The following is a 15,768-nucleotide window of genomic DNA, read 5'->3' on the forward strand; positions in this document are numbered from 1 at the left end:
ATAGCTGATTTTATAGTTTGGAAGCTTAGTCTTGTTTAGACTTTTCTTCTTGTTGTTTTGGTTTTGCGGTGCCTTCTCTTCTTTGGTGCGGCTTATGGTTTCTAGGTTTGCGCGCTTTCTGACCATTGTTAGAAGGGCGTTTATTTGTCGCATGTTTATGATTTTCTTTACTGTTATGTTGTTTTGATGATTGGTTTTGATTTTGGTTTGGTTTTTTATTAGAACGTTTAGGTTTAGCTGATTTTGGTTTTTTCGTCGGAACGATTTGTTCACCATTTTCATTAACCTTCATAATTACAGGTAAAATCATCGGTTTACGTGCTGTTTTTTCAAACAAGTAAGGTTGTAATGTTTCGATGATGGATGATTTAATTTGATGCCACTGAATGTCTTTGTTTTGGTTCAATTTAGAGATGACTTCAGTTTTAATTTTACGTTGTGCATCGTAAATCAAATGACCTGATTCACGCATGTATACGAAACCGCGTGAAATAATATCTGGACCTGAAAGTAATGTGTTGGTGTTGAAGTCGATACTTACCACAACAATCACTAAACCTTCTTCAGATAATAACTTACGGTCGCGAATGACTACGTTGCCAATATCACCAATACCGCTGCCGTCGACTAAGACATCGCCAGAAGGAATACGTCCAGCTTTACGTGCTGAATCTCTAGTAAGTGCTAAGACATCACCATTATCGAAAATAAAGATATTGTCTTCATCTACACCACATTCTACACCTGTTTGTGCATGAGCTTTCAACATACGATACTCACCATGGATCGGCATGAAGTATTTCGGACGGATTAAACGCAGCATTAATTGTTGATCGCCTTGTGATCCGTGTCCTGACGTATGAATGTTTGAAATCTTGCTGTGAATGACATCAGCACCTGCACGATATAACGCGTTAATCGTGCGGTTAATACTTTTAGTATTACCTGGAATAGGTGATGAACTGAAGACAACTGTATCTTCAGGAATGATTTTAATTTGTTTGTGTGTTCCGTTGGCAATACGAGATAACGCAGCCATTGGTTCACCTTGAGAACCGGTACATAAAATCAAGAGTTCGTGCTTAGGAACAGAATTGATTTTGCTTGGTTCAATAAATGTTTCAGGTGGTGCTTTAATATAACCGAGTTCCATACCGATTTTAATGTTGTTTTCCATTGAACGGCCGAATACTAAAATCTTACGATTATATTTAATGGCAGCTTCAACTGCTTGCTGCACACGGTAAATGTTAGATGCGAATGTCGCAAAGATAATTCTTCCAGTACATTTACGGAAAATTTTATCAACATTTTGGCCGACTTCACGTTCACTTAATGTGAAGTTTGGCACCAATGAATTGGTTGAATCAGATAAGAGGGCTAAAACGCCTTCTTCACCAAGTTTTGCCATTTTTGCGATATTAGCTGGTGTACCGACAGGTGTGAAATCAAATTTGAAGTCACCTGTGTGTACGATATTTCCTTCTGGTGTACCAACGATGACACCATATGCTTCAGGAATACTGTGTGTTGTTAAATAGAATGAAACATTGAAATGTTTAGACTTGATGACAGTGTCTTCGGTAATTTCATTCAATTCTGCTGTTCTTAATAAATGATGTTCTTCTAATTTGTTTCTGATTAACCCAAGGGCTAAAGGACCGCCATAAATCGGTACGTTAAGTTCTTTTAATAAGAAGGGCACACCGCCGATATGGTCTTCGTGTCCATGGGTAATAAATAGGCCGATAATTTTATCTTTGTTTTGTACAAGATATGAGTAATCGGGGATGACATAATCGATACCTAATAGATTGTCGTCAGGGAATTTGATTCCCGCATCGATTAGGACGATTTCATCCTTATACTCCACTGCATACGTATTCTTACCGATCTCACCGAGACCGCCGATTGCGTATACACCGACCTCATTATTTTTGAGTTGTTTCATTATTGGATATGCTCCACTTCAAAGTGTTCAGATTTTTGTTCATATTCTAAATGTGCGCCCTCTAATTTAGTAATGAACTCGATATTGTAATTACGATCTTTCAAATACTTTCTTACTTCTTCTTCTGAATTTCCTTCTACGTAAATCGTTTGTGTGTTCTCACGCACGATTACTTCTGCTCTGTCGTCTTGATAAAATACTTTGTAAATTGCCATAATATATAGTTTCCTCCTAAAAATGTTCGGTTGTTTTAATTTATTGTTCATACAAGCCTAGTTTATTATTCGAAGTAGGTTTGATACTTATGTTCGTTCTTAAAATAAATACAACATACCAGCTTAACTGCCCAGTATGTTTGCTATGTTTGTTATAAATGACGTTCTAGTTAGTCATGCATGAAGCATACTTCATACATATACAGTTATTATTTATTTTACATGATGTAATTCAATAAATAAAGCGGTTTTACTTAGTTGCGAGGAAAGCGGGGGAATGTCGATCAAAAAAGAGTGGGTCAAAATAAGTGTGGTAAAATATATTAAAGAGAAAATGAGGCGAGTTCAGTAATTAAGAGATGAAAAGCAGGTGAGGACAATGAGTAAGACTGAGAGAATTATTGAAGATGTGAAAAGAGAAAAAGAAAGACGCGATAAACTGTTTCAAGGTATTGTATTTGAAAAACGCGGAAAAGAAATTGTGATGTTCTTTGAGTATGAAGAAGTTATTGATAATGTATCCGATAATCATCATTTCATAAGACATAACCATGATCCGGAGTGGGTGGATAAAAGTATGCTGCCAAAACTTAAAGAAGGTTTAGATCATCTAAATGTTTCGTATACGTGTCGTAAAGACATCTTTATATAGTGAGGCAATAGAGTTATAGATAAAAAAGAGGCCGCTTATAGCGACCTCTCAATTTATGTTTACTCATCAAACAGACGGATTGCATCTTCGTGGGGTTGAAGTGGATTTTCTTTATCAATGTGGTCATAGAACATAATACCGTCTAAATGATCGATTTCATGTTGTACGACAATAGCGATATAGCCTTTAAGTCGTAAGTTGATATCGTTGCCATCAATGTCTTTCGCTTTAACTGTAATACGATGATGGCGATGCACAAGTCCTGGAATATCTTCATCTACACTTAAGCAGCCTTCGCCTGTAGGCAAGTAAGCTTCTTGTACACTGTAGCTGACGATTTTCGGATTGATTAACATTAATTCATATGATTTGCCGTTACCATCATCTGGTAAGTGGACAGCAAGCATACGTTTAGAAATGTTAAGTTGCGGTGCAGCAATCCCTACACCTGAACGTAAATTGTATTTACGTGCAATTTCATCATCTTGACTATTCACTAAGAATTCATGCATTTCTTTAATTTTATTACGATCTTCATCTGATAAAGGAAATTTCACTTCTTCGGCTTTTGCACGAAGTGTCGGATGTCCGTCTCTGATTATATCTTTCATTGTAATCATGTCATACACCGTCCTTATTATAAAATATAACAAAAAACTTCCAGATAGAACAGAAAAGTATTTGCGAAATCGCTTAAAATTAATTAACATCATTATTGAAATCCCCAAGGAGGTAAGTTATAGCATGAAAATTAAAAGCACATTAGGTTTAGTAATTGCATCCTCGGTATTATTAGGTGCTTGTTCTACAGACAGCCATCAGATTAAAGAATACAACAAGACACTGAAAGAAGCTGTGAAAAAAGAAGATGAAGCCGTAAAAGTCGGCGAAAAATTAAATAAACTAACGAACGAGAAAAATGATTTAGCTAAGAAAATCAACGGTAAAGATACTCAGAAAGTTGTAAAATCTTCTAAAGATATTGTCAGCAATGTAAATCAACGTAAAGAGGAGTTTAAAAAAGAAGGAAAGGCTTTCGAAGCATCTGAGAAAAAGTTTGAAGAAGCTAAAAAACGGACAAAAGATATTAGAAACGATAAACGTCGTGCAGGCATAGAGAAAACAAATAAAGCGTTCGAAGAAAACTACAAAGCACACGAAGATTATGCGAAAGCTTACAACAATAGTTTAGACAAAGAAAAAGCTTTGTTTGAGTACATTGTAAAAACAAATGGACAAGCGGAACAATCTCAAATTGATGAAAAAACGAAAGCTATTGATGATTCTTATAAAGACGTCAATGACAAAATCAAAAAATACAGCAAAACACGCGATGAACGCGGAAAACAAATGGAAGCGGCTACACAGATTAAATAACAACACTGGTACAGTTTCTATATTAAGACTAGTACAGGTCTATTAACTGTACTTAACACAAGTGATACAGAACTTTTGCAATTCATTTAACAGTTATACAAAACTATGTTATACTATTTTATGGATGAAATGAATTTTCTATTATACGGGAAAGGTATGGTGAATTGAATGGCTCCGAAGTTACAAGCCCAATTCGACGCTGAGCAAGTATTGAAAGATACTGAAGCACAATTTAAGATGGTCCAAGTATTGGACGAAAATGGTAAAGTAGTGAATGAAGACTTAGTACCTGATTTAACTGATGAGCAATTAGTTGAATTAATGGAAAGAATGGTTTGGACACGTGTTCTAGACCAACGCTCTGTTTCTTTAAACAGACAAGGACGTTTAGGCTTCTACGCACCAACAGCTGGTCAAGAAGCTTCACAACTTGCTTCACAATATGCATTAGAGAAAGAAGACTGGATTCTTCCAGGTTACCGTGATGTTCCACAAATTATTTGGCACGGTTTACCACTTACAGAAGCATTCTTATTCTCAAGAGGACACTTTAAAGGAAACCAATTTCCTGAAGGTGTAAACGCATTCAGTCCTCAAATCATCATCGGTGCACAATACATTCAAACTGCCGGTGTTGCATTAGGTCTTAAAAAACGCGGTAAAAAAGCAGTAGCAATCACTTACACTGGTGACGGCGGTTCATCACAAGGTGACTTCTATGAAGGTATTAACTTTGCTTCGGCTTATAAAGTACCTGCAATCTTTGTAATTCAAAACAACAACTATGCGATTTCTACACCAAGAAGTAAACAAACAGCTGCTGTAACATTAGCTCAAAAAGCAATCGCAGTAGGTATCCCTGGTATCCAAGTTGACGGTATGGATCCATTAGCTGTATATCAAGCAACTAAAGAAGCACGTGACCGTGCAGTTAACGGTGAAGGTCCAACATTAATCGAAACAATGACTTACCGTTATGGTCCACATACAATGGCAGGGGATGACCCAACACGTTACAGAACTTCAGATGAAGATTCTGATTGGGAGAAAAAAGACCCATTAGTTCGTTTCAGAGCATTCTTAGAAGCTAAAGGCTTATGGAATGAAGAAAAAGAAAACGAAGTAATCGAACGTGCAAAAGACGAAATCAAAACTGCAATTAAAGCAGCTGATAAAGTTGAAAAACAAACTGTTACTGACTTGATGGAAATCATGTACGAAGATATGCCTCAAAACTTAAAAGAACAGTATGAAATTTACAAAGAGAAGGAGTCGAAGTAAGCCATGGCACAAATGACAATGGTACAAGCGATTAACAACGCACTTAAAACTGAACTTCAAAACGATGAAAATGTTTTGCTTTTTGGTGAAGACGTTGGTGTTAACGGTGGCGTATTCCGTGTAACGGAAGGTCTGCAAAAAGAATTCGGTGAAGATCGTGTATTCGATACTCCGCTTGCTGAATCAGGTATCGGCGGTTTAGCACTTGGATTAACGGTAGAAGGTTACCGTCCAGTAATGGAAATCCAATTCTTAGGTTTCGTATTCGAAGTATTTGACTCAGTTGCAGGTCAAATTGCACGTACAAGATTCCGTTCAGGCAATACAAAAACTGCACCTGTTACAATCCGTGCGCCATTCGGCGGCGGTGTACACACACCAGAATTACACGCAGATAACTTAGAAGGTATCTTAGCACAATCACCAGGATTAACAGTTGTTATCCCATCTAACCCTTACGATGCAAAAGGTTTATTGATTTCTGCAATCAGAAGCAATGACCCAGTTGTATATTTAGAACACATGAAATTATACCGTTCATTCCGTGAAGAAGTTCCTGAAGAGGAATACACAGTTGAACTTGGTAAAGCGAACGTTAAAAAAGAAGGCGATGATATTACAATTATCGCTTACGGTGCAATGGTTCAAGAATCATTGAAAGCAGCAGAAGAACTTGAAAAAGACGGTGTATCAGCGGAAGTTATCGACTTACGTACAGTACAACCGATTGATTTCGATACATTAGTAGCTTCAGTTGAGAAAACTGGCCGTGCAGTAGTAGTTCAAGAAGCACAACGTCAAGCTGGCGTAGGTGCACAAGTTGTAGCTGAACTATCTGAGCGTACAATCCTTTCATTAGAAGCTCCGATTGCACGTGTTGCAGCAGCAGATACTGTTTATCCGTTTACTGAAGCGGAAAATGTTTGGTTACCAAACAAAAACGATATCGTCGAATCTGCAAAAGCTACTTTAAACTTCTAATTGTTTAATAGAGCGTGAGTCGGCATATTTAATTGAACTTATGGGTAAAGTTGAAGCAACACTTCAATTTTCCGTAAGTCAGACAACCAAATTTGCTCTTGCGATCTGATGTATTTTGCAAGAGCAAATGGTTTGTTATGAAGTAATAAAAAATAAATTGAAGATAGATTTCGTTGAAACGAAATCAAGTTTTATGTCAAACTATAAACTAGAACATCAATTTGATTAGATTTCAGTCGTTTAGTCAACACTTATGTACAGAGTTAACTGAAGACACTTTTGTTTTAATCAATTGTTTTGTGCTGGTTTATGTGACTTAAATTGACTTTTAGGAGGACAAGAACGTGGCATTTGAATTTAAATTACCCGATATTGGTGAAGGTATCCACGAAGGTGAAATTGTTAAGTGGTTTGTAAAAGCTGGAGACGAAATTCAAGAAGACGATATTTTATGTGAAGTACAAAACGACAAATCTGTTGTAGAAATCCCTTCTCCAGTTAACGGTACAATTGAAGAAGTTGTAGTAGAAGAAGGAACTGTAGCAGTTGTTGGCGACACAATTATCAAAATTGATTCTCCAGACGCTGAAGAAATGTCATTCAAAGGCGGACACAGTGATGATTCTGCTAAAGAAGAAGACAATGCAGGCCAAGAAGAAACTAAAGATCAAGCACAATCAGTTTCAGAACAAGACGCTTCAAACGTAGCACCAGCTGCTGACGAAGAAGTTGACGAAAACAGAAGAGTTAAAGCAATGCCTTCTGTACGTAAATTCGCGCGTGAAAATGATGTAAATATCAAAGCAGTTCAAGGTTCTGGTAAAAACGGCCGTATCACTAAAGCTGACGTTGAAGCTTACTTAAGCGGAGATGCACCAAGTGCAGAAGCTAGCGAAGCTCCAGCTACTGAAGAAGCAGCAGCTTCACAAGAAACAGCTGCAGCACCAGTATCAGCTGAAGGCGAATACCCAGAAACTCGTGAAAAAATCCCTGCAATGCGTAAAGCAATTGCGAAAGCAATGGTTAACTCTAAACACACTGCGCCTCACGTAACATTAATGGACGAAGTGGAAGTTCAAGCATTATGGGATCACCGTAAAAAATTCAAAGAAGTTGCTGCGGAACAAGGTACTAAATTAACATTCTTACCATACGTTGTTAAAGCATTAGTATCAGCACTTAAGAAATACCCAGCATTAAATACTGAATTTGATGATGCAAACGGTGAAGTAGTACACAAACACTACTGGAACATCGGTATCGCTGCAGATACAGACCGCGGTTTATTAGTACCAGTTGTTAAACATGCTGATCGCAAATCAATGTTCGAAATCTCTGATGAAATCAACGAACTTGCTGTTAAAGCACGTGACGGTAAATTGACTTCTGACGAAATGAAAGGTGCATCATGCACAATCAGTAACATCGGTTCAGCAGGCGGCCAATGGTTCACACCAGTAATCAACCACCCAGAAGTTGCTATCTTGGGTATCGGTCGTATTGCACAAAAACCTATTGTTAAGGATGGGGAAATTGTTGCAGCACCTGTATTAGCATTATCATTAAGCTTTGACCATAGACAAATTGACGGTGCTACTGGTCAAAACGCAATGAACCACATCAAACGTTTATTAAATAATCCAGAATTATTATTAATGGAGGGGTAAAACATGGTAGTTGGTGATTTTCCAATTGAAACAGATACTATTGTAATCGGAGCAGGTCCTGGCGGTTATGTTGCCGCAATTCGCGCAGCACAATTAGGTCAAAAAGTGACAATCGTCGAAAAAGGTGAATTAGGCGGTGTATGTCTTAACGTAGGATGTATCCCATCTAAAGCGTTATTACACGTATCACATGTATTCCAAGAGTCTAAAAACTCAGAAGATCTAGGTATCATCGCTAAAGACGTTGAACTTAAATTCGAAAAAGTTCAAGAGTTCAAAAAATCTGTAGTTAACAAATTAACAGGCGGCGTTGAAGGTCTATTAAAAGGAAACAAAGTTGAAATTGTCAAAGGTGAAGCTTACTTCCACGACAAAAACAGCTTACGTGTAATGGACGAAAAAAGCGCTCAAACTTACAACTTCAAACATGCGATTATCGCAACAGGTTCTAGACCGATTGAAATTCCTAATTTCAAATTCGGCGAACGCGTAATCGATTCAACTGGTGCGTTAAACTTACAAGAAGCACCTAAGAAATTAGTTGTTGTAGGTGGCGGTTACATCGGTTCTGAATTAGGTACAGCATTTGCGAACTTCGGTACAGAAGTTACAATTTTAGAAGGCGCTAAAGATATCTTAGGCGGTTTCGAAAAACAATTAACACAACCTGTTAAGAAAAAAATGAAAGCTAAAGGTATGGAAATTGTTACTGAAGCAATGGCTAAATCTGCTGAAGAAACAGAAAACGGCGTAAAAGTAACTTACGAAGCTAAAGGCGAAGAAAAAACAATCGAAGCTGACTACGTATTAGTTACAGTAGGTCGTCGTCCAAACACTGATGAAATGGGTCTTGAAGAATTAGGTCTTAAATTCGCAGACCGCGGTTTATTAGAAGTTGACGAACAAAGCCGTACTTCACTTGATAACATCTATGCTATCGGTGATATCGTTCCTGGTTTACCACTTGCACACAAAGCAAGCTATGAAGGTAAAGTAGCAGCTGAAGCAATCTCTGGTGAAAAATCAGCAGTTGATTACATCGGTATGCCTGCAGTATGCTTCACTGAACCAGAAATCGCGACAGTAGGTCTTTCTGAAGCACAAGCGAAAGAAGAAGGTTTAGAATATAAAGCTTCTAAATTCCCTTATGCAGCAAATGGCCGTGCGTTATCATTAAACGATACAAATGGTTTCGTTAAATTGATTACACTTAAAGAAGATGACACATTAGTAGGTGCACAAATTGTTGGTGCAGGTGCTTCTGACATCATCTCTGAATTAGGTCTAGCTATTGAAGCTGGTATGAATGCTGAAGATATCGCATTAACAATTCATGCACACCCAACTTTAGGTGAAATGAGCATGGAAGCAGCTGAAAAAGCACTTGGATTACCAATCCACACTATGTAAGATTACCCAACATTAGAATAAGCATATAAATTGAGACCGCTGGGCTTTTGAGCTCGGCGGTTTTTTAATGTATTGCCACTTGTCGTGTTATAATGATGCTGAAATAAAATAGATTGGAGGCACAAATGAATGGAATACCAATATCCTATTGATGTCGATTGGTCACAAGAAGAAATGATTGCTGTGATCCATTTCTTTAACCGTGTTGAAGATTACTATGAGCGTGAAGTCGATAGAGAAGCCTTTATGAATGCTTACCGTGATTTTAAGAAAGTTGTTCCAGGTAAAGCGGATGAGAAGAATATTTTAGATGATTTTGAGAAAGGCAGCGGTTATAACAGCTATCGTACGATCAAACGCATCAAAAACGATACGGAAACTAAAAAATTTAGTGCAAATCATTAAAATTATATTGTAAATCATGTACAGTTCTGTTATTTTTAGTAAGCGTTAAACTAAAAGTTTACTAATACTAAACAGAACTGTACTTTTTTTATGTCATTTTCACGCAAGAGAGCGAGGCTACCTATGAACATCGGACTGAAACTACGTAATTTACGCAAAATTAAACAGCTGACGCAAGAAGAACTGGCAGAGCGGACAGATTTATCGAAAGGGTATATTTCTCAAATAGAAAGCGGACAATCTTCACCGAGTATGGAGACCTTCTTACAATTATTAGAAGTGCTTGGTACGTCTCCAGAATCGTTCTTTAAAGAAAAAGAAGCAGAAAAGGTGTTGTATCCCAAGGACGAACATACAGTGTATGACGAATATGATGAAGGTTATATTCTGACTTGGCCGATTGCGCGTTCAAATGAATTTGAGATGGAGCCCTTATTAATCCAATTACATCCGCATACTGCTTATAAAACCTTCAAACCTTCTGATTCGGATACTTTTATCTATTGTTTAGAAGGGGAGGTCACGTTAACACTCGGAGACCGTGTTTATCATGCCAAACAAGGTGATGCGCTTTACTTTAAAGCTCATGATAAGCACCAGTTATCTAACCAAACTGATACAGAAACGAAAGCCATGATGGTAGTTACTGCATCGTATTTATAGGAGGAAATAAACTATGACACTATTATCATTATTAGGAGTGCGTAAACAATACGATGGCAAAACCATCTTAGACGATATCTCTATTGATTTTGAAGAAGGAAAATTTTATACATTACTTGGTCCTTCAGGGTGTGGTAAAACAACCATTTTAAAAATTATCGCAGGCTTTGAACAAGCAGATTCAGGTGATGTTTTATATGACAATCACAATGTGAATGGTATTCCAGCCAATAAGCGCCAAGTGAATACCGTCTTTCAAGATTATGCGTTATTTCCGCATTTAAATGTCTATGAAAATATTGCGTTTGGCTTGAAGTTAAAGAAATTCTCAAACAAAGCCATCAAAGCTAAAGTTGCGGAAGCACTGAAGTTAGTGAAATTAGAAGGCTATGAACAACGAACGATTAATGAAATGAGTGGTGGACAAAAGCAGCGTGTCGCGATTGCGCGTGCGATTGTGAACGAACCTAAAATTCTATTATTAGATGAATCATTATCCGCTTTGGATTTGAAGTTGCGTACAGAAATGCAGTATGAATTGCGCGCACTTCAAAAACGTTTAGGTATTACGTTTATCTTCGTCACACATGACCAAGAAGAAGCACTCGCATTAAGTGACTATATCGCAGTGATTAAAGCGGGTAAAATTCAACAATTTGATACACCTATCAATATTTATGATGAACCCGTCAATCGCTTTGTGGCTGATTTCATTGGCGAATCTAATATCATTGAAGGAACGATGGTACGAGATCGTCTGGTCAATATCTATGATAAAGAAATCGAATGTGTAGATATGGGAATTCCTGAAGGAACGCGGATTGAAGTGGTGATTCGTCCAGAAGATATTATCATTACAGATCAAACAAAGGGCTTATTTAAAGCGGTAGTGAAGTCTACGTTATTTAGAGGCGTTCATTATGAAGTCACGTGTCAGGACCAAGAAGGGTATGAATGGATGATTCAAACAACTAAGAAAGCGACAGTCGGAGAGACAGTCGGTTTATATTTTGAACCTGATGCGATTCATATCATGGTACCGGGTGAAACAGAGGAAGAATTTGATAAACGTATTGAAAGTTATGAGGACTAAGCGATGACAAAATTAAATAAATACTTAATGGTTCCTTATATGATTTGGATGATTGGTTTTATTATCATTCCTGTCATCTTATTAGTCTATTTCTCATTTCTAGATAACCAAGGTCATTTCAGTTTTGCGAACTATCAACAAATTTTAAGTATGCGTTATGTCAAAATGATGGGGATTTCTATTTTATATGCGGCGATTATTACTTTGGTCACATTGATTATCAGTTATCCTGCTGCTTATTTTATTCGTCAATCTGTACATCAAAATTTGTGGATTTTGATTTTAATTATTCCGACTTGGATTAATTTACTGCTCAAGACGTATGCATTTATCGGGATTTTAAGTCATGATGGTATTATCAATCAAATATTAAATGTGATGCATCTTCCTAATATGACATTATTATTTACGGCTTCAGCATTTATCATTGTCGCAAGTTATATTTACATTCCATTTATGATTTTGCCGATATTTAATAGTATGAAGACGATTCCTGAGAATTTAATTCAAGCGTCTACAGACCTTGGTGCGAACCGATGGACAACATTCTTAAAAGTAATTTTACCATTGACTAAAGAAGGCGTACTTTCTGGTATTCAAGTAACCTTTATACCAGCTTTGTCATTATTCATGATTACACGCTTAATTGCGGGCAACAAAGTGATTAACATCGGTACGTCTATTGAAGAACAATTCTTAGTGATTCAGAACTATGGCATGGGTTCAACCATTGCGATTGTTTTAATCTTATTTATGGCGTTCGTGTTAGTCATCACGAAATCCGGCAACGAAGGAGGACGCAGATCATGACATGGTATGGCAAAGTATATCTTTGGTTATTAGTGATTGGTTTATATGTACCGATTGTCTTTTTAATGATTTATTCATTTAATTCAGGCGGTAATATGATTCATTTCGAAGGTTTCACATTAGAGCATTACCAAAGTTTATTCCAAGATCATCGTTTAATGGCGATTTTATTCAATACCATTGCGGTAGCGTTATTAGCTGCGGCAGTGTCTACGGTGATTGGAACACTCGGCGCGATTGCGCTCTATCATTTACGTCAGAAGCGTTTGAAAGTGACATTTATGACATTGAATAATGTGCTCTTAGTTTCGTCTGATGTAGTGATCGGGGCATCATTCTTAATTATGTTTACGGCGATTGGTCATTTTACAGGCATGGGGCTTGGTTTTTGGACAGTCTTAATTTCACATATTGCGTTTTGTATACCGATTGTGGTCATTATTGTCTTGCCTCAGCTGTATGATATGAATCAGAATATGTTTGTGGCAGCACGTGATTTAGGTGCGACGGAGTGGCAAATTTTAAACCGTGTCATGATTCCAAACTTGATGCCTGCGATTTTGGCTGGATTCTTTATGGCATTAACTTATTCATTAGATGACTTTACAGTGAGTTTCTTTGTGACGGGTAACGGCTTTAGTGTCTTATCTGTAGAAATCTATGCGATGGCACGTAAAGGTATCAGTATGGAAATCAATGCGATTTCAACATTAATTTTCTTGGTGATTATTGTTGGTATTGTCGGATACTACCTCATTCAGCGTTTTACGAAGCGCCGTCTGTCATTGAAACGAGGTGTGTTACGATGAAACAATTTTTACAACTGATTGTTGGCGCACTGATTATAGGCATGATTTGTTTAGGTATCAGTAAATGGTATGGCAGTGAAGCACATAAAGCTTCTGGTAAGAAAATTTATGTGTATAACTGGGGTGAATATATTGACCCGGATTTAATTGATAAGTTTGAGAAAGAAACTGGGATTCAAGTCATTTATGAAACGTTTGATTCAAATGAAGCAATGGAAGCAAAAATTCGTAATGGGGGTACGCATTATGATGTCGCATTCCCGAGTGAATATACTGTTCAAAAGATGAAAAAGGACGATTTATTAATCCCGTTAGATCATAGTAAGCTGCCGAATATGAAATATTTGGATAAAAATTACATGAATATGGATTATGATAAACATAATCGTTATTCTATACCTTACTTCTTCGGTACAGTGGGTATAGTCTATAATAAAGACACTTACCCACATGATGATTTTTCAAGTTGGAGAAGTTTATATAATCCGAAGTTTAAAAATGATATCATATTAGTGGATGGTGCGAGGGAAGTGATGGGCTTAAGTTTAAATAAGCTCGGCTATAGTTTAAATGATACAAATCCAAAGCACTTAGATAAAGCAGAAGCGGATTTGGCGCATTTAGCCCCTCAAGTCAAAGGGATTGTCGGCGATGAAGTAACTATGATGTTAGAACAGCATGAAGCGAATATCGCAGTCGTGTGGAGCGGTACAGCAGCACCGATTGTACAAGAGAATCCTGAATTTGACTATGTCATTCCAAAAGAGGGCTCTAATTTGTGGTTCGATACAATGGTAATTCCGAAAACAGCACAAAATAAAGCAGGTGCATATCAATTCATTAATTTCTTATTAGACCCGAAAAATAGTAAACAAAATACAGAATGGGTCGGTTATGCGACGCCGAATGAAGCGGCTAAAAAGCGTTTGCCGAAAGAAATTAGAAATGATCAAAGGTTTTATCCTACAAAAGAAACACAAAGTAGGCTTGAAGTTTATAAAGATTTGGGTAAAGAAGTTTTAAATGATTATAATGAGCATTTTTTGAATTTCAAAATGTCATTACAATAATATTTTGATTAGTAAGTAGAGTAGGGAGTGTTAATGATGTCTGAAGAACCACAGTATACACAAATAAAACGCCCAGTCAGCAGAGTAGCAGAAAAAGTCTTAGGTTGGCTGAATTGGATTGGATTATTGTTATTAACAGTAATTACAATGTTTATTGCGCTTGTGTCATTCAGCAACAATACATCAATTCAAAATCTTGAACAGTCCATAAATAACAATGAGCTCGCACAACAAGTGCTTGCGAATAACAGTTTAAATACCACACAATTTGTGATTTGGCTTCAAAATGGTATTTGGGCAGTCATTGTTTATTTAATTGTCTGTTTATTAATTTCATTCTTAGCACTCATTTCCATGAATATCCGAGTGTTATCTGGAATTCTCTTCTTAGTGGCATCTATCATAACATTGCCTTTAGTGTTATTGCTCGCAACAATCGTGATACCGGTACTCTTCTTTATCGTCGCAATTATGATGTTTGTGCGTAAAGATAGAATTGAAACAGTACCGCGTTATGGCGGCGGATATGTACCATATGAGGGCGGTTATGATGATTATGATAGATATGACCGTGAACAAGTAAGACGTCCATATGGCTATCCAGAAGACGAAAGAACACCACGTTATGAACCTTCATATGAAAAACGTGATGCGTACGATGATGAAGATGATGTGAAAGCATATGTACCGAAAAAAGACAGAGTACAGGATACACATCAAACTACAGAGTCACAAGAGACACCAGAATCTGAAGAACCTATCACAAGACGTGAAGATGAAAGTGAACCTGAATTCTTATCACGTCAGGCTAAATATAAACAAAAATCAGAAGAGGAAGTTAAAGAGCAACAAGAACAAGAGGCTTATGAACGTGAACAAGCTATGTGGCAAGAACCTTCTGATGAGCCTGAAGAAGTGAAGTATCGTGATGTGGAACCGCGTAAAGGTGAAACGGCCGAAGAGAAAGCAGCACGTAAGCGTGAGAAAAAAGAAAGAAAACGTCGTGCAAAAGAAGCACGCAAGAATCGCCCAAGTGCGGTCAATCAACGACGTATGAACTTTGAAGAACGTCGTTCATTCAATCAAGGCAAAACACCAATGGATACCAAAGAAACAAATGAAAATGATGTAGAAGACACAAAACCAAACGACCAAGATAAAGAATCTTAAGCTTAATAAACCGAAAGCAATGTTGATGATTGCTTTCGGTTTTTAATTTTGTAAAAAATAAAATTATTTTAACCAGAAACCAAAAATAATTTCAAAATAAGTTGTTTTGTGCATAAAACACCAACCTAAAGGGTAGTTACGTTTATAAGACCCGTTAAACGGCCTTAAAAAAGCGGAGGAAGTCAGCGAAGAACAGAATGCGACGCTTCACTTC

At 37.2% G+C, this 15,768-nt stretch carries 16 protein-coding genes; 13 read left to right on the top strand and 3 right to left on the bottom strand.

All coding sequences use genetic code 11. The features are described from left to right. Nucleotides 1–25: 25 nt before the first annotated feature. Nucleotides 26–1,951 carry a ribonuclease J1 gene (rnjA, locus tag ACFCT9_RS01050; protein ID WP_412520115.1) on the bottom strand — a complete coding sequence of 642 codons (1,926 nt, stop codon included), beginning with the start codon at nt 1,949–1,951 and terminating at the stop codon, nt 26–28. Then, on the bottom strand, nt 1,951–2,166 hold the full coding sequence (locus ACFCT9_RS01055; protein WP_412520117.1) for a DNA-dependent RNA polymerase subunit epsilon: 216 nt from the start codon (nt 2,164–2,166) through the stop codon (nt 1,951–1,953). The genes rnjA and ACFCT9_RS01055 overlap by 1 nt, the downstream gene beginning before the upstream one ends. 379 nt (nt 2,167–2,545) lie before the next feature. Here ACFCT9_RS01055 and ACFCT9_RS01060 point away from each other — a divergent pair, with 379 nt between their 5' ends. Continuing rightward, nucleotides 2,546–2,818 (top strand): hypothetical protein, encoded by a 273-nt coding sequence (locus ACFCT9_RS01060; RefSeq protein WP_412520118.1) that lies wholly within the window; start codon nt 2,546–2,548, stop codon nt 2,816–2,818. 59 nt (nt 2,819–2,877) lie between these two features. Here ACFCT9_RS01060 and def read toward each other — a convergent pair whose 3' ends face one another. Further along, the gene (def, locus tag ACFCT9_RS01065) at nt 2,878–3,438 is read right to left on the bottom strand and encodes a peptide deformylase (RefSeq protein WP_412520119.1); all 561 of its coding nucleotides are present in this window, start codon (nt 3,436–3,438) and stop codon (nt 2,878–2,880) included. A gap of 124 nt (nt 3,439–3,562) precedes the next feature. Here def and ACFCT9_RS01070 point away from each other — a divergent pair, with 124 nt between their 5' ends. From ACFCT9_RS01070 to auxB, 12 genes are all read left to right on the top strand, one after another. Continuing rightward, nucleotides 3,563–4,195 (top strand): YkyA family protein, encoded by a 633-nt coding sequence (locus ACFCT9_RS01070; protein ID WP_412520120.1) that lies wholly within the window; start codon nt 3,563–3,565, stop codon nt 4,193–4,195. A gap of 168 nt (nt 4,196–4,363) precedes the next feature. Continuing rightward, entirely contained in the window at nt 4,364–5,476 is a 1,113-nt protein-coding gene (gene pdhA, locus ACFCT9_RS01075) for a pyruvate dehydrogenase (acetyl-transferring) E1 component subunit alpha (protein ID WP_412520122.1), read from the top strand. Nucleotides 5,477–5,479: 3 nt separating this feature from the next. Then, nucleotides 5,480–6,457 (top strand): alpha-ketoacid dehydrogenase subunit beta, encoded by a 978-nt coding sequence (locus ACFCT9_RS01080; protein WP_412520124.1) that lies wholly within the window; start codon nt 5,480–5,482, stop codon nt 6,455–6,457. 344 nt (nt 6,458–6,801) lie between these two features. Further along, nucleotides 6,802–8,124: a dihydrolipoamide acetyltransferase family protein gene (locus ACFCT9_RS01085; protein WP_412520125.1), complete on the top strand. Its 1,323-nt coding sequence runs from the start codon at nt 6,802–6,804 to the stop codon at nt 8,122–8,124. 3 nt (nt 8,125–8,127) lie between these two features. After that, entirely contained in the window at nt 8,128–9,534 is a 1,407-nt protein-coding gene (lpdA, locus tag ACFCT9_RS01090; RefSeq protein WP_412520127.1) for a dihydrolipoyl dehydrogenase, read from the top strand. Between the two features lie 129 nt (nt 9,535–9,663). Then, complete coding sequence (locus tag ACFCT9_RS01095) at nt 9,664–9,939, top strand: UPF0223 family protein (protein ID WP_412520129.1); 276 nt, start codon at nt 9,664–9,666, stop codon at nt 9,937–9,939. 123 nt (nt 9,940–10,062) lie between these two features. Beyond that, the gene (locus tag ACFCT9_RS01100; protein WP_412520130.1) at nt 10,063–10,602 is read left to right on the top strand and encodes a helix-turn-helix domain-containing protein; all 540 of its coding nucleotides are present in this window, start codon (nt 10,063–10,065) and stop codon (nt 10,600–10,602) included. 13 nt (nt 10,603–10,615) lie between these two features. Next, the gene (locus ACFCT9_RS01105) at nt 10,616–11,695 is read left to right on the top strand and encodes an ABC transporter ATP-binding protein (RefSeq protein WP_412520132.1); all 1,080 of its coding nucleotides are present in this window, start codon (nt 10,616–10,618) and stop codon (nt 11,693–11,695) included. Nucleotides 11,696–11,698: 3 nt separating this feature from the next. Next, the gene (locus tag ACFCT9_RS01110; protein WP_412520134.1) at nt 11,699–12,505 is read left to right on the top strand and encodes an ABC transporter permease; all 807 of its coding nucleotides are present in this window, start codon (nt 11,699–11,701) and stop codon (nt 12,503–12,505) included. After that, complete coding sequence (locus tag ACFCT9_RS01115) at nt 12,502–13,314, top strand: ABC transporter permease (protein WP_412520136.1); 813 nt, start codon at nt 12,502–12,504, stop codon at nt 13,312–13,314. The genes ACFCT9_RS01110 and ACFCT9_RS01115 overlap by 4 nt, the downstream gene beginning before the upstream one ends. Next, the gene (locus tag ACFCT9_RS01120; RefSeq protein ID WP_412520138.1) at nt 13,311–14,384 is read left to right on the top strand and encodes an ABC transporter substrate-binding protein; all 1,074 of its coding nucleotides are present in this window, start codon (nt 13,311–13,313) and stop codon (nt 14,382–14,384) included. Before ACFCT9_RS01115 ends, ACFCT9_RS01120 begins: the two co-directional genes overlap by 4 nt. Nucleotides 14,385–14,420: 36 nt before the next feature. Further along, nucleotides 14,421–15,554 (top strand): lipoteichoic acid stability factor AuxB, encoded by a 1,134-nt coding sequence (gene auxB, locus ACFCT9_RS01125; RefSeq protein ID WP_412520140.1) that lies wholly within the window; start codon nt 14,421–14,423, stop codon nt 15,552–15,554. The last annotated feature ends 214 nt before the right edge of the window (nt 15,555–15,768 follow it).

Source organism: Staphylococcus simulans (assembly GCF_047037175.1).
Classification (GTDB): Bacteria; Bacillota; Bacilli; order Staphylococcales; family Staphylococcaceae; genus Staphylococcus; species Staphylococcus simulans_C.